At 66.2% G+C, this 18,528-nt stretch carries 21 protein-coding genes and 2 tRNA genes; 18 read left to right on the forward strand and 5 right to left on the reverse strand.

The features are described from left to right. The 5 genes from BV210_RS07550 to BV210_RS07570 all read left to right on the forward strand — a co-directional run bounded on the left by BV210_RS07550 (position 1) and on the right by BV210_RS07570 (position 2,702). Positions 1-384 carry a hypothetical protein gene (locus BV210_RS07550; RefSeq protein WP_077206037.1) on the forward strand — a complete coding sequence of 128 codons (384 nt, stop codon included), beginning with the start codon at positions 1-3 and terminating at the stop codon, positions 382-384. An 84-nt stretch (positions 385-468) separates the two neighbouring features. Then, entirely contained in the window at positions 469-744 is a 276-nt protein-coding gene (locus BV210_RS07555) for a hypothetical protein (RefSeq protein WP_077206038.1), read from the forward strand. A 36-nt stretch (positions 745-780) separates the two neighbouring features. Beyond that, positions 781-1,509, forward strand: a complete 729-nt coding sequence (locus tag BV210_RS07560) for a hypothetical protein (RefSeq protein ID WP_077206039.1) — start codon at positions 781-783, stop codon at positions 1,507-1,509. Between the two features lie 93 nt (positions 1,510-1,602). After that, positions 1,603-2,289 (forward strand): ATPase domain-containing protein, encoded by a 687-nt coding sequence (locus tag BV210_RS07565; RefSeq protein ID WP_077206040.1) that lies wholly within the window; start codon positions 1,603-1,605, stop codon positions 2,287-2,289. After that, entirely contained in the window at positions 2,286-2,702 is a 417-nt protein-coding gene (locus tag BV210_RS07570; protein ID WP_077206041.1) for a hypothetical protein, read from the forward strand. Before BV210_RS07565 ends, BV210_RS07570 begins: the two co-directional genes overlap by 4 nt. Here the strand turns inward: BV210_RS07570 and BV210_RS07575 are convergent, their stop codons facing one another. Then, complete coding sequence (locus tag BV210_RS07575; RefSeq protein WP_077206042.1) at positions 2,703-3,806, reverse strand: HAMP domain-containing sensor histidine kinase; 1,104 nt, start codon at positions 3,804-3,806, stop codon at positions 2,703-2,705. It abuts the gene before it with no gap. Positions 3,807-3,994: 188 nt separating this feature from the next. Between BV210_RS07575 and BV210_RS07580 the strand changes: the two genes are divergently transcribed. Next, positions 3,995-4,294: a hypothetical protein gene (locus tag BV210_RS07580; RefSeq protein WP_077206043.1), complete on the forward strand. Its 300-nt coding sequence runs from the start codon at positions 3,995-3,997 to the stop codon at positions 4,292-4,294. A 297-nt stretch (positions 4,295-4,591) separates the two neighbouring features. Here the strand turns inward: BV210_RS07580 and BV210_RS07585 are convergent. Beyond that, positions 4,592-4,662, reverse strand: a tRNA-Gly gene (locus BV210_RS07585). Positions 4,663-5,019: 357 nt separating this feature from the next. Between BV210_RS07585 and BV210_RS07590 the strand changes: the two genes are divergently transcribed. Both BV210_RS07590 and BV210_RS07595 read left to right on the forward strand, forming a co-directional pair. Next, entirely contained in the window at positions 5,020-5,898 is an 879-nt protein-coding gene (locus BV210_RS07590; RefSeq protein WP_077206044.1) for a DUF4397 domain-containing protein, read from the forward strand. Between the two features lie 126 nt (positions 5,899-6,024). Then, entirely contained in the window at positions 6,025-6,879 is an 855-nt protein-coding gene (locus BV210_RS07595) for an NAD+ synthase (RefSeq protein WP_077206045.1), read from the forward strand. Here the strand turns inward: BV210_RS07595 and BV210_RS07600 are convergent. Both BV210_RS07600 and BV210_RS07605 read right to left on the reverse strand, forming a co-directional pair. Beyond that, positions 6,876-7,511: a hypothetical protein gene (locus BV210_RS07600; RefSeq protein WP_077206046.1), complete on the reverse strand. Its 636-nt coding sequence runs from the start codon at positions 7,509-7,511 to the stop codon at positions 6,876-6,878. The two genes, BV210_RS07595 and BV210_RS07600, sit on opposite strands and share 4 nt — an antisense overlap. A gap of 78 nt (positions 7,512-7,589) precedes the next feature. Beyond that, complete coding sequence (locus BV210_RS07605; protein ID WP_077206047.1) at positions 7,590-8,270, reverse strand: enoyl-CoA hydratase/isomerase family protein; 681 nt, start codon at positions 8,268-8,270, stop codon at positions 7,590-7,592. Positions 8,271-8,331: 61 nt separating this feature from the next. Here BV210_RS07605 and BV210_RS07610 point away from each other — a divergent pair, with 61 nt between their 5' ends. The 4 genes from BV210_RS07610 (at position 8,332) to aceA (ending at position 12,562) form a co-directional block, all read left to right on the forward strand. Continuing rightward, on the forward strand, positions 8,332-9,054 hold the full coding sequence (locus BV210_RS07610; protein WP_077206048.1) for a hypothetical protein: 723 nt from the start codon (positions 8,332-8,334) through the stop codon (positions 9,052-9,054). A gap of 135 nt (positions 9,055-9,189) precedes the next feature. Continuing rightward, positions 9,190-9,261 (forward strand) — tRNA-Thr (locus BV210_RS07615). 146 nt (positions 9,262-9,407) lie between these two features. Further along, on the forward strand, positions 9,408-10,670 hold the full coding sequence (locus tag BV210_RS07620; protein ID WP_077206049.1) for an RNA-guided endonuclease TnpB family protein: 1,263 nt from the start codon (positions 9,408-9,410) through the stop codon (positions 10,668-10,670). Positions 10,671-11,494: 824 nt separating this feature from the next. Beyond that, positions 11,495-12,562, forward strand: a complete 1,068-nt coding sequence (gene aceA, locus BV210_RS07625) for an isocitrate lyase (protein WP_077206050.1) — start codon at positions 11,495-11,497, stop codon at positions 12,560-12,562. Between the two features lie 208 nt (positions 12,563-12,770). Here the strand turns inward: aceA and BV210_RS07630 are convergent, their stop codons facing one another. Beyond that, on the reverse strand, positions 12,771-12,953 hold the full coding sequence (locus BV210_RS07630) for a hypothetical protein (RefSeq protein ID WP_077206051.1): 183 nt from the start codon (positions 12,951-12,953) through the stop codon (positions 12,771-12,773). Positions 12,954-13,246: 293 nt separating this feature from the next. On the opposite strand from BV210_RS07630, the gene BV210_RS07635 reads away from it, so the two are divergent. The 6 genes from BV210_RS07635 to BV210_RS07660 all read left to right on the forward strand — a co-directional run bounded on the left by BV210_RS07635 (position 13,247) and on the right by BV210_RS07660 (position 18,519). Continuing rightward, complete coding sequence (locus tag BV210_RS07635; RefSeq protein WP_077206052.1) at positions 13,247-13,906, forward strand: helix-turn-helix domain-containing protein; 660 nt, start codon at positions 13,247-13,249, stop codon at positions 13,904-13,906. A gap of 98 nt (positions 13,907-14,004) precedes the next feature. Then, the gene (locus tag BV210_RS07640) at positions 14,005-14,361 is read left to right on the forward strand and encodes a hypothetical protein (RefSeq protein WP_077206053.1); all 357 of its coding nucleotides are present in this window, start codon (positions 14,005-14,007) and stop codon (positions 14,359-14,361) included. A 92-nt stretch (positions 14,362-14,453) separates the two neighbouring features. After that, positions 14,454-15,767, forward strand: coding sequence for a malate synthase AceB (gene aceB, locus BV210_RS07645; RefSeq protein WP_077206054.1), 1,314 nt, complete (start codon positions 14,454-14,456; stop codon positions 15,765-15,767). Between the two features lie 93 nt (positions 15,768-15,860). Further along, on the forward strand, positions 15,861-16,523 hold the full coding sequence (locus BV210_RS07650) for a TrkA family potassium uptake protein (protein WP_077206055.1): 663 nt from the start codon (positions 15,861-15,863) through the stop codon (positions 16,521-16,523). A 299-nt stretch (positions 16,524-16,822) separates the two neighbouring features. Then, positions 16,823-17,911: a putative sulfate/molybdate transporter gene (locus BV210_RS07655; RefSeq protein ID WP_077206056.1), complete on the forward strand. Its 1,089-nt coding sequence runs from the start codon at positions 16,823-16,825 to the stop codon at positions 17,909-17,911. Positions 17,912-18,045: 134 nt separating this feature from the next. Further along, positions 18,046-18,519 carry a hypothetical protein gene (locus BV210_RS07660; protein ID WP_077206057.1) on the forward strand — a complete coding sequence of 158 codons (474 nt, stop codon included), beginning with the start codon at positions 18,046-18,048 and terminating at the stop codon, positions 18,517-18,519. Positions 18,520-18,528 lie beyond the last annotated feature (9 nt).

Consider the following 18,528-nt stretch of genomic DNA (forward strand, 5'->3'; position numbering starts at 1 on the left):
ATGGCACAGCGATCGTATCCGTCACGGGGATCGACGACGGGGTCGGCACCGCTCGGTATCAAGGTTCTGTGCGGTCTAAGCGTCATCGTCGGCCTGTTCATGGTCGTCGGACTCGTGCTCTCGGTCGGGCAGTACACGACTGGGCTGATCGGGCTGATACTCGTGGCGTTCGGGATCGGACTGGTCCTGTTGATGGGCGTGGTCGTCTACGGACTGTGGACGCTCGAGACGTGGGCCTGGTATCTGGTGGTCGTGCTCTACACCGCGGGGACGTTGCTCTGGCTGATCCCCCCCTGGAGCGTGCCCGAACTGGCCACGATCCTGCTCACCGTCCTCCTGCTGGCCTATCTGTTCCACGTCCGGGGCTACTACCTCGGGTCCTGATTCACGGCTTCCCGCCCGACCGGCTCCCCCTCATCCAGTGCAACCGACGGAAGAGCCAAGTACCGTGATACCCAATCACATGGTATGGAGGTCTGGACCTGGATCGTGGCGTACATCGTCGGGTTCAGTCTGCTCCAGTTGCTGGTCTACCGGTACTTCCGGGACAGCGATCCGTCGGTCGAGGGCACCTCGCCGGGCACGGGCGAGCAGTACTCGGCCGCGGCCGACGGACTGGAGCGAGACCAGACGAGTCGCCGGACGCGTCAAGACGACGGGACAGTGTGCCAGCACTGTGGTACGTTCAACGAACACGAAGCGACGTATCGATACTGCAAACACTGCGTCTCGCCGCTCCGGTAGCGACGGGGTTTTCCCCGCCAGCGTCGACCGATCGGTATGCGAAGCGTCGCGATCAACGTCGCCGCCAACACCAACCAGCCCGGCGTCCGCGGCCCACTGTTCTCCGACGGCTCCTTCGAGTACGTCCCGATCCCCGAATCCGAACCCGTCCGCGCCGACGCGACCGCCCCGACCTACGCCGACCTCGATCTGACCACCGACGTACCCGCCGACTACCGGTCCCACCCTGTGCACCTCGACCCGGAGTTCGCCGAGTATCCACACTGCGATCGGTACACCTACGGTGACAACAACGGCGTGAAGGCCCGGCCCATCTCGGAGCTATCGGCCGGCGACTACCTCTTGTTCTACGCCACACTCGCCACCGACGCGGACCGCCCCGACTGGGCCCCGCCCGAGTGGGGTGCGTTCCTGATCGGAGCGTTCCGACTGGCGCGCGACCCACTGACTGGCGAGGCCTACCGCGACCTGTCCGCCGACGCCGAGGCCCGCCGAATCTTCGCCGACAACGCCCACGTCAAGCGCGACCCGTTCGACGCCCGCGTGCTCGTCCACGGCGACCCCGACGCGTCGGGGCTGTACGATACCGCCGTCCCACTGAGTACCCCAGAGAGCGGCAGCGAGGCGAACCACGTCGTGACCGACCTTTCGACCGACTCCGGGAAGGGGCCGTGGTGGCGGCGACCGCTCCGGTTCGATCCCGACGCGACCGAACGGCTGTTGGCCCTCGATCCCGCCGACGCCGCCCGGCTGTCGGACCGGTGAGACGGCACGCTCCCGGGGCGCGTGTCCCGCACCGTTCTCAATCGTGAGAACACAGCAGGAACACCTATATTCCGAGATGGGTCTGTTCCGGGTATGCGCGTTTCGAGCGGTGTCCCCGGTTTCGACGAGATCGTCGAGGGCGGCCTCCCGGCGAATCGGCTGTACGTGGTCAGCGGACCACCGGGTAGCGGGAAGACGACCTTCTCCTCGCAGTTCATCACGGAGGGCGCCCGCAACGGCGAGAACTGTCTGTACGTGACGATGCACGAGTCCAAAGACGAACTCGTCAACGACATGTCGAACTTCGACTTCGGCTTCGAGAAGGTGATGCGCTCCGATCGGGTGCAGTTTCTCAACCTCGTGACCGAGGCCGGCAAGCGGACTATCACCCAGTTCGGGACCGACGGCGGCCTGACCAACCGGCTGAAAGCGTTCATCGAGTCCAACGACATCGACCGCGCGGTCATCGACTCGACGATGCTCCTCCAGCACTTCTTCGCAGATATGTCCGAGGAGATCACCGGCTTTCTCTCCTCGCTGAAACAGACCGACGCGACGATCCTCCTCATCTCGGAGATGACCGATCCCACCTCCTACTCCGACGAACACTACCTCGCCCACGGGGTCGTCTTCTTCCACAACTACATGGAGGCCGGCGGGATGACACGCGGCGTCCAGACGATCAAGATGCGCGGGACCGCCATCGACTGTGACATCCACAAGATCGGGTTCTCGGACGCGGGCCTGCGCGTCTATCCGGACGAGAAGATACAACGATGAGTCTCTACGAGGACCGCTTCGACACCGACTGGGACCACCTCGACCGCGACGAGGCCATGGAGCGTGCCTTCGCGCTCGGCGTCGCCGCCTCGCTCGGTGAACGCAACGAAGACGAGTACGAGGCCATCCACCAGGCGATGGGGTCGAACTACGACGCCAGCATCGTCGAACTCGCCTACGAGGAGGGCAAACAGAAGGGACGGAAGCGCAAACGCGCCGTCGACAGCGCGACCGACGCCGAGGAGATCTGGGAGACCGTCATCAGCGCGGAACTCGACGACGCCCGACCCGCCGAGGACGAACCGGCCGACCGGGCCACCGACCTCCCCTCCGCCGTCTCGGACCCCCCGGAGATGACCGAGCGACCGGATCGAGACCCCGAACAGACGGAGTTCCCTGACTTTCTGGAGTAACTAGCGCGGGAGTTCGAGGTTCACCACGGTCCCCGCCGTCCCGTCGCCGATCCAGACACGCCCACCGTACTGTTCGACGACCGAGGCCGTCAGGAAGAGTCCGAGGCCCTCCCCGTCGCTGTCGATTCCGCGCTCGCTGGGCTCGAACACGTCCGCCCGCACCTCCTCGGGAATCCCGGGACCGTTGTCCGCGACCGAGAGGACCACTGCGTCCTCGTCCACCTCGACCGACAGTTCCACTCTCGGTTCCGCGCTGTCGTTGTGTTCCACGGCGTTGGCCAGGACGTTCGCGATGGCCCGCCCGAGCAGGTCGTTGGCCTGGACGGTACAGTCCGACGGGATCGACCCCTCGACCACGAACGTCCCGTCGGGGAACCGCTCCCGCGCGTCGGCCAGTTCCTCGGTCAGGACAGTCCCGAAATCGACCGACAACAGGGTCGGCTCCTCGGTGAGCGTCCGCGTGATGTCCCTGATCTCCTCGATCGTCGCCGTCATCTCGTCGGCCCGGTCGATCACCGTCTCGGCGTGATCGACCGCCTCCTCGTCGACGCGCGCTTCGAGAACCTGCGCCTGCCCCCGGATGACCGTCAGCCCGTTCAGCAGGTGGTGGCGGAGGATCCGGTTGAGCACTTCGTTTGTCTCCTGCTGGCGCTCGAGGAACTCCTGTTCGAGTTTGGCCTGAGTCGCTGCCTCCGCGTTCTGTTTGGCCCTGACCTGTGCGACCCCGACCAGCAGACCGAAGAACCCGCCGGCGACGATCTCGGTCATCGACTCGACGCTCATCGGCACGTCCTGCCCGAGCAGTCCCAGCAGGACCGACCACCCGGCCAGCCCCACCATCGTGTAGATCCCTAGCGCGTACCAGACCGCGACCGTCCGGCGTCCATCGGTCGTCAGCTCCTGCTCGTGGAGTTTCAGCCCCTGCCAGACGATCAGCGTCACGAACAGCGCCGGCAAGACCAGATCCAGCGCCCGGAAGAACGGTTCCCCGACGCGCATCCGGACCAGCCCGACGAACAACCCGAGCAACACCAGACTCACGACGGGAACGATCCACTCGAAGAAGGTGTCGAGAACCCACTCGTCGACATCCGCCCAGTCCATATCCCCTGCTTCCCCCTGCCCGACTCGCCGTCTTATGTGTGTCGAAGTGCCAGACGGCTATCGGACGCGTCAGGCCCCCTCGGATGTGAGGACGAACCTTTTACCCGAACGCTGCCGAGACAGTAGCCACGGAAGCACCGAGTGGGGCGTCGTGGGGACGACGCGTGACCGCTTCCGGGGATCGACGGATGGGACAGACACGCGACAGCGCGACAGACCAGTACAGTGCATTCGACCGAGCGACGTGGCTAGTTCTGGGCCTCACAGTTCTGGGACTCGCCGTCTCGGGCGCGGCGGCCGCCGACGGCACGGCGACCCCGTCGCCCCTGACGCCGGCTCCAGCCGCCGACGACCCCGGCGCGGCCGACCCCGTCGACGCGAACGCCGGACTGACGCTCCCGTCCGCCACCGGCCCCGTCGCCGGTGCCGGAATCGCAACGGGTCTCGTCGTCGCCGTCGGCCTGTTCTCGCGGTTCGAGCGGGACTGAGGACTGGCGAATCGTTCTCCGTAGAACTGCGCCGATTGCTCGTTTCGCTCACGGGTCACTGCGTTCCCCGTTCGCCCACCGAGGCGCTCACTCCGTTCGCGCCTCGCAATGCGCCGGCCGGGAGTTCACCGAGCACCGCGAGGTGAACGCCGACCGACTACGTCGGTCGGAAATTGAACCGGATGGAGACGTTCCGGGCCTGTGGCCTCGCTCTGCTCGGCCATTCCGGGCTGCGACTCCCAGGGTTCAATCCCTGGCCTGCTCGTACGCGACGCTCACTGGAGTTCGCGTCGGTACTGCGCCGGCCGGGAATTGAACCCGGGCTATGAGCTTGGGAAGCTCATGTCCTACCACTAGACCACCGGCGCTCACATCCGTTCGCGCCGAGCCTCGCTTCACTGCGTTCAGCGAGACACCGGCACTCGTTCGTTCCTCACTCGCGCCGAGCCCTGCGTCGCTTCGCTCCGCAGGACACCGGCGCACTTCGCTCACTTCGTTCGCGTCCCGAGCGCCACCTCGTTTCACTCGGTGGCACACCGGCACTCGGTTCGAGGTACCTCGTCCCGGCACTTGAACGTAGCGCTTCGCCCGACAACTCCCGGTGATCGTTGCACGTCGGTAAGCCGGGGCAAACCAGACCGTCGGCACGCCGATCGTCGTGAAACCGTTGCAGGCCGTTGCTATTCCGTATATAACCAAGCCGCCGTCGTCCTTTGAAATGGTGCATGCCAGCCAACTATCTACGCCGCGCCGCCGGTGTCGTTCTGGTGGCCGCACTCCTCGGGACGCTCCTCGTCGCCGGGGCGACAGCCGGCCTCGCACAGGAGGAACCGACGGAGACGCCAGAGACCGAAACCGACGACGGAACGGCGGACGTCCGGATCGTCCACGCGGTCCCGGACGCGCCGGCCGTCGACGTAGCGGTCGACGGTGAGACCGTTCTCGAAAACGTCACGTTCGGGACGGCGAGTGATTACCTGTCGGTCGACGCCGGCGCGCGACAGGTGACCGTCACGGCCGCGAACGACTCCGAGGAAGTGCTCTACGACGAGACACTGCCGATCCAGGAAGGCACCTACACCGTCGCCGCCGCGGGTGAGGCAGGCGAGGACGCCGAGGAACCGTTCACGCCCGTCGTCCTCCTGGACGAGGGTGAGCAACCCGCCGACGACGAGGCCATGGTCCGACTCGCCCACCTCGCGCCCGACGCACCGGCCGTCGACGTGTCCGTCGCCGACTCCAACGAGACGCTGTTCGAGAACGTCAGCTTCGCGAACAGCTCCGACTACCAGACCGTGCCCGGCGGTGACTACACGCTCGAAGTGCGACCAGCCGATGCGGAGGACGACTCCGAACCCGTCGCCACCGTGGACGTCACCCTCGACAACGGGACCGCTTACACCGCCTTCGCCGTAGGCTACCTCGAACCCGACGACGCTGCCGGCGAGGAGCCCTTCGACGTGATCCTCGAATCCGATCAGCTCGCCGAACCGACCGTGGAGAACGAGTCGGGCATGACGCCCGAGATCACCGTCGAAACCGTCGCCGAGACGCCGACCGACGCCGCGGACGAAGACGACGAGACGCCGACCGCCGACGAGTGATCCGCGTGGGACTCACCCGCCGGTAGTCCGGCGGGGCCGTTCTTTTTTCGCCGATCGAACCGGACGCGTGTCCGGGAATCGGGCCACGGCGGGACGTATTAGTCGGTCGGGGTCGAACGGGACCACATGACAGCCACGGACGAAATCGCCCGCGCCGGGGAGCCGCTCGACCTCTCGCTGTCGACGGCGGAACTCGACGCACACCGGGATCACATCACGGCGTTCATCACCGACCAGCTCGACGCGGCGGGGGTCGAGGACGCCATCATCGGGCTCTCGGGGGGGATCGACAGCACGCTGACCGCGTATCTCGCCGTCGAGGCGCTGGGTCCTGAGCACGTCTACGGGCTCGTGATGCCGAGCGAGGTCAACCGCGAGGAGAACATGAGCGACGCCGAGCGGGTGGCGGAGACGCTCGGCATCGAGTACGACGTGGTGGCGGTCGAACCCATCGTCGACACCATCCTCGACGTGGTGCCGGGGATCGATCCCACGGTCGACGCGGAATCGGAGTCTCTCCGGACCGCCGTCGGGAACCTCCGGGTCCGGGCGCGTGCGGTCCTGAGCTACTTCTACGCGAACCGCGAGGACGCGCTGGTGCTGGGGACGGGCAACCGCAGCGAGGCGCTGGTCGGCTACTTCACCAAGTACGGCGACGGTGCGGTCGACTGCCACCCAATCGCCAACCTCTACAAGGGACAGGTGCGCCAGCTGGCCAAACATCTCGGCGTCGAGGACGACCTCGCGGAGAAGACCGCCAGCGCCGAGATGTGGTCCGGGCAGACCGACGAGCAGGAGCTCGGCGTGACCTACGAGACGCTCGACTCGGTGCTCGCGCTGCACGTCGACGGCCCGCTCTCGAAGTCCGCGACCGCACGGGAGATCGACGTCGACCCGTCGGTCATCGATCGGGTTCGCGGGCTCTACGAACGGAGCGCACACAAACGACGGCTGCCGCCGGGGCCGGAGCCGCTGGCCTAGTTCGTCTCGACGACGATCCGGATGGCGTCACCGTCCTGCAGGACGTACGACGACGGGTCGATGTCGTTCCCGTTCACGGCGACGGTGACGTTCGTGTTCGCGTCGTCGTCGGTGTAGGTCGTGCCGTCGTAGGTGACCGACGAGTCGTTGACGCCGATACCGAGCGTCGACATTCCGTACTCGAGCGTTACGCCCTGGGCGTGTTTGTGCCAGCGCTGGCCGTTGCCGTTCTCGAAGTGGAACTCTCTGGCCTGTCTCTGGTACTGCTGCTGGCTGAAGTCGATCGAGGTGCCCTCGATGACCACGTCGATCGGTCCGTGTTCGTGGACGGTCTGGAGACCGTAGGGCGTCTGTTCCACGTCACCGACGTCCCCACTGGCGGCCGCCGAACCACCACCACCCGTGTTGAGGAAGAAGATCACGTAGACGAGCACCCCCACCGTCAACAGGAGGGTGCCGCCGATGATGGCCGGTCCCGTCGGGAACTCCTCCTCCTCCTCGTCGCCGACGTGGTCGGCGACCCGGCGGCGGTCGATGCGGCTCAACTCGGACTCCTCGTGGTCCGCGTGCAGGTGTTCGAGATACGCCCCCTCCTCCTCGAACGACGCGTCGCAGTAGTTACATTCCGGCATGGCACTCCCCGTGTCGTACTGACACGCTTGGAGATTCGACGGTTCAACCTTTTCGGTCCGACACTCACCTCGGCCCGATCAGGTCCGGTCGAACTCAGCGGCGGCGTGCAGATCGGCGAAGGCGTCCGCTTCCCGACGCTCCTGCTCGGTCCGCCCGTCGTCGTCGCGCAACCGCCGTTTCAGAACGCCGAGCGCACCGTGGTCGTTCGCCGCGAGTTCGTCCGCAACCGCCCGCGGATCGTCGGTGATCCGGGAGATCAGCCCCATCCGCAGGGCCGCCTCGGCGTCGACGATCCGCCCCGAGAGCGCGATGTCCATCGCCTCGCCCTCCCCGACGACGCGGGGGAGCCGCGCCGTGCCACCCCAGGCCCCGAACAGGCCGAGTTTCACGCCGGTCTCGGCGAAGGTCGCCTCGGGAGTCCCGACCCGGAGGTCACAGGCGAGTGCGAGTTCGACGCCACCGCCCCGGGCGGCCCCGTCGATCCCAGCGACGACCACGCTCTCGCTGTCCGCGATGGCGCGCGCGACCACCTGCCCGCGAGCGGCGAACGCCCGTGGATCCTCGAGGTCGGCGACCACGTCGAGGTCGGCCCCGGCACAGAAGGCGTCGCCGGCTCCCCGCAGGTAGACGACGGGGGCGTCGGTGTCGGTGACGGCCGCTTCCAGCGCGTCCAGCCCCGACGGGGTGAGGGCGTTGCGTCGCTCGGGCCGGTCGAGCGTGACGATCAGCACGTCCTCGGCCCGTTCGGTCGTTATCATGCGGGGTCCGTGGTCGGTCGTTTCCAAAGGTCTTTGCCTTTCCCCCCGCTAGGTCGGCGTAATGGAGGAAGCCGCTGCGGTTCGGCGAGCGGCGCTGGAGGCCGTCGACGACGTCGATCCGGACCGTCTCTTCGAGCGCATCGAACAGCGCATCGAAGAGGGGTCGATGGCACCGGGGGCGCTGACGCTGTGCAGTGCGGCGGCCGTCGAGGAAGCGACCGGCACCGACGGCATCGCCGACCGCGCCGCCGGCGTCCAGTTGATCTACGAGGGGCTCCGGCTCACCCGCTCGCTGGCCCACGCCGAGCCGTGGGCCGGCCACGGCCACCTCGACGACTGGACGACGACGGACGCGGCCGCGACCCGATCCGACGACGGGAAGGCCCGCGCGGCCGCAGCGGCCGATCTGGACGTCCTCGTCGCCGACATCCTCGTCGCACGCGGCTTCTACCTCCTCGCACGCACGGAGGCCGCCGAGGCCGCCGTCGGCGTCGTCCGCTCGTTCGGCCAGGATCAAACCGTGCGCCGGGAGACCGACGACCCCGCACTCGACGGCAACCTCGAAGCCGACGTGTTCGAGCTGGCCGTCGTCGCCGGAACCACCGCCGCCGGCGGCAGCGCCCCCGTCGGCCTCCGGGAGTTCGTCACCGATCTCGCGACGGTCGAGGGCGACCTGCCACAGGCCGTGGCCGTCCTCACCGACGATGTCCGGGACCGCCTCGCCGGACTCGTCGGAACCGACCCCTCGCCGGCCGGCGGTGCGCGAACCTCCGCGGACCACTGAATCCGATTGGCGTTCGGAAATCCCTGAACCTTGGAGCGGTACGTCACGGTACGCCACGCCGACCGGCTTTCATCACATATTTATACGGTAGCCCAGTAGAACCGGGCACAGCGGACGGACGCTGCCGTCCGAGGTGCCTGGGTAGCTTAGCGGTAAAGCGCGTCCTTGGTAAGGACGAGACCGCGGGTTCAATTCCCGCCTCAGGCTCTTCTCACAGTTCCACTGAGTTCCAGTTCGCCTGTAACCGTCGGAGACCTTCGATACTCGAGATTCGAATCGGGGACAGGCGTGGCGTCCCAGATACTGTAGCCTCACCGTCAAGTTATAAATAATCGCCGAGCGCCACTGGATACGTGGCGGACGACTACGTGTATCGGACGGCGATCACTCGTCTCGAGGTCTCCGACGAGCAGCGTGTGCGGCTCGAAGAGACGATAGCCGAGTGGAAGCGCGGCTGTCAAATTGCGACGAATCTCGCGTGGAACCGGTGCCACGAGAAATCAGACGTTCAGTCACTCGCCTACGATACGCTGCGAGAACGAACCGACCTCGGGAGTCAACACGCGATTCTCGCCACACACCAGGCCGCACAGGCGATAACTGGCTGTATCGAGCGTAGGTCGAGAGGGGAGCAAACGAGCAAGCCGCGATTCACTGCGCCGACAGTGAAATACGATTCTCGGACGCTGACACTGTTCGACGACGAGACAGTGTCACTCAGTACGACCGAGAGTCGGATTCGCTGTCCGCTCGTCCTTCCGGAAGACGACGACGGGTTCCAGTGGCAATTCCTCGATTCGGAACGCTGGGAAGTGACCGAAAGCACGCTCACTGCCGACGGGGACGACTACTTCCTGCACCTCGGTTTTCGACGCCCGAAAACGGACGCACAACGGACCACCGCCGAGAACGGAACGGTTCTCGGGGTCGACCTCGGTGTCGAAAACATCGCTGTCACTAGCACCGCGCGGTTCTTTCCAGGTGGGGAGTTGAACCATACGCTCAGTGAATTCGAGGAGGCACGTGCTGGACTGCAGCGAACCGGGACCCGAAGTGCTCACCGAACGATCGAACAGGCGAGCGGTCGCCAACTCCGACGCGTTCGTGACGAGATGCATCGCGTCTCGAAAGGAATCGTCACCGAAGCCGTCCGATACGACTGTGATCGCATCGTCTTCGAGGACCTCACACACATCCGAAAACGAACGGAGGGTGCGTGGGGGCACAGGTGGGCGTTCCGACAGCTCTACCAGTTCGTCGAGTACAAGGCTGAACGTCACGGTATCGAGGTCACACAGGTTGGGTCGGCCTATACGTCGAAACGGTGTGCCGAATGTGGGTTCACGTCCGACGAGAACCGTCCGACTCGTGAGCACTTCGAGTGCCAGTCGTGTGGAACGGAAGCGAACGCGGATTACAACGCGGCGAAAACCGTTGGAATGCGGTACGTCCGTCGGGGCCAACAGTCGTCCCGGCGGACGGGCGATGGTCAACTCGCCCTGAAGTCCGGAACGGTGACACCGAACGGCGGATTTACCGCCTACCCCGACGGGTTCGAGGCCGAGTTCACGGACAAGCCCCAGTATGCTACCGCGCCACCATCAGATCCGGTCTGATGGGAACCGGCGGGCGGAACTGTGGCAGTTGATATTCCGGCCTAGACTCTTCCGCGATATCAACCACCCGAGGAGTCTTCCGTCCCCCAGATAGACCACGGTGCTACCGACTTGAGCCGCCGCGGCACCACCCTCGTGCGGACGACTATCCCGCACAGTTCGAGGCGCGTCTGTGTCACGACGCGGCCCCGTACCGGACCGGGGCGTGAGTTCCAGACTCCTCTCACCCACCCAACTTTTCATCCCTGATAATCGGGCGCAAGATATTTTACCCATCCGCGCCTATCCGGTAGTAGGCACCAACACGGTGCCACCCCCACCCCCCACCCCCACCGATCCCCCACCCCTTTCTACTTCGACGCTACACCCCCGAGCGATAGCTGTGTGCGCTGATCCGCCCGGATCGACGATCCCGCCGAGTTCCCGTGCTAGAGAACCACAGTCCATTATATTCGTTAGTTCGCTCTAGGATCCGGAATGCGATTAAAGAGTTTTAACATTATAGACCATAACATTTTTCTGCTGATGTATGCTCGTGACGGATGCGTACGAACAGACACCGCGAAACGCGGGCGGAGTTCAATGCTACCGGACACGATCCCTCGTAGATACCAGTCGTCAGCCGCTGTCGGCACGTGGGTCCAGCGGGTGGTTCGCGCCGTCGCTGGTCCTCGGAGTGGGGTCGACCGACTGGCCCTGCGCCGGGTCGTCGACGGTACTGGAACTCCCTCGCGCGGTTCTCGGGCGGTTCCTGGGTCCCGCCGTCCGCGAGCCGTTTCGACAGAGATAAACCGATTCTACTGGAGGACCTACACGCAATAACCATGGCACACGATTCAGATGGGGACGACCCCGTTGCGAGCAACGTCAACACGACAGAACCGTTCCTTCGCGACGTCGACAACAAGAAGGCACGCGAACTGCGCGAGCAGCTGAACAACGAAGACTTCGTCTTCGCACCCGGTATCTACCACGCGCTCGACGCCCGACTGGCCGAGATGGCCGGTCTGGACGCCGCGTACATGTCGGGCTACTCGACGGTCCTGGGCCAGTTCGGCTTCCCGGACCTCGAGATGGTCGACATGCGCGAGATGGTCGAGAACGCAAAGCGCATCGTCGAGGCGACGGACCTGCCCGTCATCGCGGACTGTGACACCGGCTACGGTGGCATCCACAACGTCCGCCGCGCGGTCCGAGAATACGAGAAGGTCGGCGTCGCTGCGGTCCACATCGAGGACCAGACGACGCCCAAGCGCTGCGGTCACATCGCCGGCAAGAAGATCGTCTCCCGCGAAGACGCCAAGGCCCGCTTCGAGGCCGCCGTCGACGCGAAGCAGGACGAGGACACGATCATCATCGCCCGGACCGACGCCTACGGTTCCTCCAACGGTGACTGGGAGGAACACCTCGAGCGCGGTCGGATGTACGCCGACGCCGGCGTCGACCTGGTCTGGCCCGAGATGCCCGACCCGTCCCGCGAGGACGCCGTCAACTACGCCGAGACCATCCACGAGACCCACCCCGACCTGAAGCTGGCCTTCAACTACTCCAGCTCCTTCGCCTGGTCCGAGGAAGAGGACCCGCTCACGTTCCAGGAACTGGGCGACCTCGGCTACAAGTACCAGTTCATCACCCTGTACGCCCTGCACTCGGGCGCACACGCGGTCTACGAGGACATGGTCAACATCGCCGAGAACGACGAAGAAGCCCAGTGGGACCTCGAGGACCGCTACCTGGGCCACGAGACCGAGAGCCACCACGAGCTCTCCTTCGTCCCGCGCTTCCAGAACATCGAAGCCAAGTTCGACCCCGAGGCCAAGAAGCGCCAGGAAGAGTCCGCCGGCTTCAGCGACGACGAGGAAGACGCGGTCATCAGCTCCGACCAGGACTGATCGGCTACGCACCGCTTTTCTTTCGACGCCTGCCGCGTAGCGACAGCGCCGCCATGGCAGGACCGCCTGGCTACAGCGACGCCCAGCGCCGCGTCTCGGTCGACACGGCGCGATAGCCGCGGCTCCCCGGTCGACCCTGGTTCGAAAAATCAGCGGCTCGCAGTCGCGAGTGGGGAAGTGACGCGCCGACCCCGACCCGCCGGGTCCGTCAGTCGTCGGCGGCCCGTTCGACGACGGTCACGACCACGTCCCAGTCGGGGTGGCCGTCGTCGCCGTCGACGTCCCAGCCGCCCTCGACCGCGATGCCGTTCTCGTGTGCCGTCCGCAGTAACTCGGTGAGCAACGTCTCGAACGTCGTCTCGTCGGTGACGTTCAGTTGTGGGTCCTCCATGATGTCCTCACGGGGTATGCAGTGACTTCGGCAGAACCGGTGCCCCGTGTCGCCCGGCGCGAGGTCCGTAGCAGTGTACAATCGCCGTACCCGATCATATGGGGCCCCGACTTAATAACCCCGGGATAAACTTGGTATACCATGGTCACCCCACCAACCCGGGCGCTATCCCCGATTTCGTGTAGAGAATATTAAAAAAATCAGGGATTGCTTATGGCTGGGCCGTGTAGCCTCGTATACCAAGGCAGCCACATTTGACCCCGGAACAAGAACCAGCAGACACTGAACGGTTCATGAGTGTCATCGTGGAGATGGAAGTCGTCGCGAGTGATTTCGAGCTGGGTCGCATCCTCGATATCGTCCCCGGTGTGCGGATCGAGGTGGAAACGATGGTACCCGCCGGAGAGCGAGCGGTGCCGCTGTTCTGGGTCTACGACGGTGACCAGAACTCCTTCGAGTCCCGCGTCCAGGACCACCCGGCCGTCGACGCGGTCACAGAGATCGACGTGTTCGAGGATCGCACGCTGTACGCCATCGACTGGAACGTCGAGTTCGACCACTTCTTCGGCGCGATCGTCGAGAACGACGGGCACGTCCTGGCCGCGACGGGCCACAGTGACGCCTGGCAGTTCGAGCTCCGGTTTCCCGGCCACGATAGCCTGTCGACGTTCCGGGAGTCACTGGACGACGCCCGAATCAGCTTCGAGGTGATCCGGGTGTACAACCCTACCCGACCCGACGCCGGGCCGTGGTTCGGCCTGACGCCGACCCAGCGGGAGGCGCTGGTGCTCGCCGTCGAGTCCGGCTACTACGACATCCCCCGGACCTGCACCACCGTGGAACTGGCCGAGAAACTGGACATCTCCGATCAGGCCGTGACCGAACGGCTTCGCCGGGCCATCGTCAACCTCGTCGACCACTCGCTGCTGGTGTCCGGGGACGATGGCGACTGAGATCCGTCCGCGCCGGTACGGTGGCGGCCTCCACCGGGTGCATGGTCGACCATGCGCCGGTTACAACCGGTTCTGGGTCGATAGTCGATTGCACACGAATGACTCCCAGGGAATACGAGAGCGACGGTCGTGGACTGGATAGTACAGCCGACCCGTCGTTCGACAGGTGGCTCGAACTGCTCGCACACAGGGATCGCCGCCTGGTACTCTCGACGCTCGCCGAGAACGGCGACGAGAGGATCCCTGTCAGCGTCCTGAGCGACGAGGTGGCCCGCGAACGGGGGGACGACGTGAACCCGGAGGCGGTCCTGATCGACCTCCACCACGTCCACCTGCCGAAGCTCAGTCGCGAGGATATTATCGAGTACGACCCCGAGGAGTCACTGGTGACCTACCGAGGCCACGACGGACTCGAACGGTGTCTGCGCGCCGTCCAGGACGCGGCAGCCGACTGACCCCCGCCGGACAGTAGCCACCCGAACGGCCGGCTCTCGACTCGATTCGGCCAGCTTTAAGAGCCGCGGAGTAATCTCTGCGAGTGACTACAATGACTGCAATCGACACGCGTCTCCACGACCGAAAGTTCGTGCGGACGTTCTTCACGACACCGACGGCGGAGAAGGGGGTCGACGACTCGGCGAAGAAGCTCCGAAGCGCCATCGGCCTGCGCGGCATGCAGGCCCCGGACGTGTGGGTCCCGGACAACGAGGACGCCACCGCGCCCAACATGCGCGATGAGGGTGCCGAGAACATCGCCGAGGTCGTCGCCGAGGAGGGCGAGGAGTTCCCCGGCGAGATCCACCCCCGCGTCGTCTGGCACCGCGACAGCCCCAGCACGCGCTACAAGGGCTTCCAGCACATGCTCGAGATCGCCGACCCCGAGAACGGTGCCGTCGAGAACATCGACGGGTTCGTCATCCCGGAAGTCGGCGACATCGACGACTGGAAGAAGGCCGACGAGTTCATCACGATCGTCGAGAACGAGTACGGTCTCGAAGAGGGCAGCCTCGCCATGTCCGTCATCATCGAGTCCGGCTCCGCCGAACTCGCGATGGGCAAGCTCCGCGAGGAGATGGGCAAGGCCGACAACAACCTCGAACGCCTGTTCCTGCTGGTCGACGGTGAGGTCGACTACACCAAGGACATGCGCGCCATCACGCCGACCGGCGGCCTCCCCGAGTGGAAGGAACTCCGCCACAACACCTCCCGCGCGGCCAGCGCCGCCGGCTGCATCTCCGTGGACGGTCCCTACGACGACATCCGCGACGTCGACGGCTACCACGAGCGCATCACCGCCAACAACGCGATGGGCATGCTCGGCATCTGGTCGCTGACGCCCGGACAGGTCGTCGAAGCCAACAAGAGCCCGCTCCCGCCGGAAGAGGGCTACTGGGTCATCGACGCCGACGGTCGCGAAGTGGAACTCGACAGCCAGGACGGCGTCGAGGTCTACAGCGGCGACCGGATCGAACTCGAGGAAGAGGACGGCGGCTACGAACTCGAAGTCGGCAGCGACGAGATCTTCGTCGAGTCCGAGGAGGAACTCGCCGACGAACTGCTCGACCTCGTGGACTACGTCCCGAGCATGGACGACATCGTCGACTCCATGGAGGAGTTCGAGGCGGCCAAGGAGGCCGGCAAGGGCGCGATCGCGATGACCCGCGCGGCCACCGTCGAGATCGACGGGATCCAGGTCGACGTCTCCAGCGACCGCATGTGGGACGAAGCGACCTACCAGGCGCTGATGACGCCGGTCAAGCTGTTCCAGGACGTCTACGAGAACCGTCCGGACCAGCACGACGACCTCGCGGACCTGTACAGCGAGGACGTCGTCGAGCGCGCGATGGACGTCGGCAACTGACGCAACAGCCACACTCGTTTTTTGGCGCGTAGATCACCGGTCTACCCGCAGGTAGGGCTAGTGTTTTTACCCGTGGTGGCACATCACACACCCATGAAGTTCGTCATCGTCGGCTACGGCCGGGTCGGGATGCGCACTGCACGGACCCTCCAGTCCGAGGGCCACGAGGTCATCATCGTCGAGCGCGACCACGACAAGATCGCCCGCGCCGAGTCCGAGGGGTTCGCGGTCGTCGAGGGCGACGGCGCCGAGGAGGACGTGCTGGACGCGGCCGAAGTCGCCGACGCCGACGCCATCGCCGCGCTCACGGGTGACCTCAACACGAACTTCGCGGCCTGTATGGTCGGGAAACACAACGGCTGTCGCACGGTCTTGCGCATCGACGAGGACTACCGCGAGGAGATCTACGAGAAGTACGCCGAGGACGTCGACGAGATCATCTACCCCGAACGGCTCGGGGCCGCCGGGGCCAAGACCGCTCTGCTGGGCGGGGACTTCAACGTCCTCGCGGACATCACCGAGCAACTCTCGGCGGCCAGCGTGCAGATCCCGGAGGGCTCGCCGATGATCGGCAAACGCGTCGTGGAGATCGACCTCCCCGCAGACGCCCGCGTCTACGCCCACGGTCGCGCGAACGAACCCATGACGATCCCGCTCCCCCAGACCGCGATCCAGGCGGGCGACAGCGTCGCCCTGATCTCACATCCCGACTCGCTGGCGGCCGCTCGCGAACAACTGCGCGGCGAGAGCGCCTGAGCTATCGAAACGTTGGGAAAGGAAGTGGGGTGGGGTCAACGGTGTCCGGGCGCGCGATAGGATGGGAGACTGAGGCCGCCTGTGCGCGCCCTAATTTTCAGCAGGCCCGGGTATTACTTAAATTCGCGTCAGACATCCGTCACACGACCGCAGGACCGCAGGCAGGCGACGGCGTCACCTCGCCGGAACAGCGTCCGATACGCCGAGCGATCTAGCCGGTATCGGGTACGCGAGGCCACCCGCGAAACCCCGGACAGTTGCTGGCAACGCTGATATACCGGCAGTTCCGAAGGCGTGTCGTGGCCGTTTCGACCGTCGAACGCGTCAGTGAACGGTTGCCCGTCGCCGTCGGAGAGCTGACGGGCGCGCTAGGGGATTCGGTTACGGTGTTGCCCCTCGTGGTCGCGCTGGGGGCACTGACCCCCGCCTCGCTGCCCCACGTACTCGTCGGGTTCGGCGTCTTTCAGATCGTCTGGGGGGTGCGCTATGGGCTCCCGCTCTCGGTCGAGCCCATGAAGGCGTTGGCGGGGCTGGCCATCGCCGGCGCGCTGACCTACGGCGAACTCGTCGCCGCGGGCCTGCTTGCGGGAGGTGTCCTGCTCGTCGTCGGCGCGACGGGGACGCTCTCCCGACTCCAGACAGTCGTGGGCCGTCCGGTGATCCGCGGCGTGCAGTTCGCCGTCGCCCTCCTGCTCGCCCAGGCCGGCCTCGACCTCGCGCTGGGCGATCCGGGTGTGGCGGTCGTCGGTGCCGCCCTCGCGGGGCTGGTCGCTCTCGCCGGCTACCGCCGGGCCGCCGCGCTGGTCGTCCTCGCCGCCGGCACCGTCTGGACCGCGGTCGTCGCCGGCGTACCAACACCAGTACTTCCCTCCCTCGCCATCTTCCCGACCGGCGGCCCCGCACTCACCGTCGGGGCGGTCGAGGGGACGCTCGCGCAACTGGCGATGACCGTCGGCAACGCCGCGGTCGCGACCTCGCTGCTCTGTGCCGACCTCTTCGACCGCGATGTCTCGCCCGACCGCCTCGCCCGGAGCATGGGCGGGATGTCGCTGGCCGCCGTACCCCTCGGCGGCCTGCCGATGTGTCACGGCAGCGGCGGCCTCGCCGGGAAGTACGCCTTCGGCGCACGCTCCGGGACCGCCAACGTCGTCCTCGGTGTTCTCTATCTCGCCGGCGCGCTGGTGGCTGGCCTCTTCCTGTCCTTCCCGATGGCACTTCTCGGAACCCTGCTCGCCGTCGTCGCCGTGTCGCTCGCCCGGGTCGCGCTGGACACCGACCACCTGCCGCTGGTGGGTGCGATCGGCCTGCTCGCCGTCGCGACCAACGTCGGCGTCGCCTTCCTTTTCGGACTCGGCTACTGGCTCGCCCGAGAACGCTGGCTCGCGTAAGCGGTGGGTTTTCGGCGCGTGCCCACCCACTTCAGGTATGACCTGGGCGGCCCTGTTCGAGCGCGCCGACGAGTACGACGTGACCGTCGAGACCGTCCGCGAGCGACTGGCGACGCGGCGGGAGGAGAGCGCGGATGAGTGACGACCCCAACCCCGCCCGGTTCGTCGCCGATGCGGACGTGCTGGCCGCGGACCTGCTGGTGGGCGGCCCCGCCCGCGAGGCCATCGACCTCGCCCGTGCGCACGACTGGATCGATCTGGTCGCCAGCGACCCGCTTCTCGACGACGCCGGGGCCGTGATCGCCGACTGCGCAGACGACGCTCTCGCCACGGACTGGCGCGAGAAGATCGAGGCCCTGCGCGAACCCGTCTCCCACCCCGCCGGCGATCATCCGGCGCTCGCCTCCGCCTACAACGGCGACGCTCCACACCTGCTGACGTTCGACGAGGGCCTCCAGTCGGCACGGGCTGGAGCAGCGTTGAACGCCCACGTCGACGTGAGCGTCCGCGAACCGCGGGCGTTCGTCGCGCTGTTCGACCCCGAGTCGATGTACGAGGTCGTCGTCGGTGGCGAGTACCCGGGCCCGGACCGGGACCCACGGGCGTAGGGGACCCGG

It is taken from the genome of Halorientalis sp. IM1011 (genome assembly GCF_001989615.1).
Lineage (GTDB): Archaea > Halobacteriota > Halobacteria > Halobacteriales > Haloarculaceae > Halorientalis.

Excerpts from the sequence above, each read along its gene's own strand:
- BV210_RS07590 (WP_077206044.1), top strand. The coding sequence starts at position 5,020 with ATGCCAGCCAACTATCTACGCCGCGCCGCCGGTGTCGTTCTGGTGGCC.
- BV210_RS07555 (WP_077206038.1), top strand. The coding sequence starts at position 469 with ATGGAGGTCTGGACCTGGATCGTGGCGTACATCGTCGGGTTCAGTCTG.
- BV210_RS07560 (WP_077206039.1), top strand. The coding sequence starts at position 781 with ATGCGAAGCGTCGCGATCAACGTCGCCGCCAACACCAACCAGCCCGGC.
- BV210_RS07630 (WP_077206051.1), bottom strand. The coding sequence starts at position 12,953 with ATGGAGGACCCACAACTGAACGTCACCGACGAGACGACGTTCGAGACG.
- BV210_RS07580 (WP_077206043.1), top strand. The coding sequence starts at position 3,995 with ATGGGACAGACACGCGACAGCGCGACAGACCAGTACAGTGCATTCGAC.
- BV210_RS07640 (WP_077206053.1), top strand. The coding sequence starts at position 14,005 with ATGACTCCCAGGGAATACGAGAGCGACGGTCGTGGACTGGATAGTACA.
- BV210_RS07570 (WP_077206041.1), top strand. The coding sequence starts at position 2,286 with ATGAGTCTCTACGAGGACCGCTTCGACACCGACTGGGACCACCTCGAC.
- aceA (WP_077206050.1), top strand. The coding sequence starts at position 11,495 with ATGGCACACGATTCAGATGGGGACGACCCCGTTGCGAGCAACGTCAAC.
- BV210_RS07605 (WP_077206047.1), bottom strand. The coding sequence starts at position 8,270 with ATGATAACGACCGAACGGGCCGAGGACGTGCTGATCGTCACGCTCGAC.
- aceB (WP_077206054.1), top strand. The coding sequence starts at position 14,454 with ATGACTGCAATCGACACGCGTCTCCACGACCGAAAGTTCGTGCGGACG.
- BV210_RS07575 (WP_077206042.1), bottom strand. The coding sequence starts at position 3,806 with ATGGACTGGGCGGATGTCGACGAGTGGGTTCTCGACACCTTCTTCGAG.
- BV210_RS07635 (WP_077206052.1), top strand. The coding sequence starts at position 13,247 with ATGAGTGTCATCGTGGAGATGGAAGTCGTCGCGAGTGATTTCGAGCTG.
- BV210_RS07565 (WP_077206040.1), top strand. The coding sequence starts at position 1,603 with ATGCGCGTTTCGAGCGGTGTCCCCGGTTTCGACGAGATCGTCGAGGGC.
- BV210_RS07595 (WP_077206045.1), top strand. The coding sequence starts at position 6,025 with ATGACAGCCACGGACGAAATCGCCCGCGCCGGGGAGCCGCTCGACCTC.
- BV210_RS07610 (WP_077206048.1), top strand. The coding sequence starts at position 8,332 with ATGGAGGAAGCCGCTGCGGTTCGGCGAGCGGCGCTGGAGGCCGTCGAC.
- BV210_RS07600 (WP_077206046.1), bottom strand. The coding sequence starts at position 7,511 with ATGCCGGAATGTAACTACTGCGACGCGTCGTTCGAGGAGGAGGGGGCG.
- BV210_RS07550 (WP_077206037.1), top strand. The coding sequence starts at position 1 with ATGGCACAGCGATCGTATCCGTCACGGGGATCGACGACGGGGTCGGCA.
- BV210_RS07650 (WP_077206055.1), top strand. The coding sequence starts at position 15,861 with ATGAAGTTCGTCATCGTCGGCTACGGCCGGGTCGGGATGCGCACTGCA.
- BV210_RS07660 (WP_077206057.1), top strand. The coding sequence starts at position 18,046 with ATGAGTGACGACCCCAACCCCGCCCGGTTCGTCGCCGATGCGGACGTG.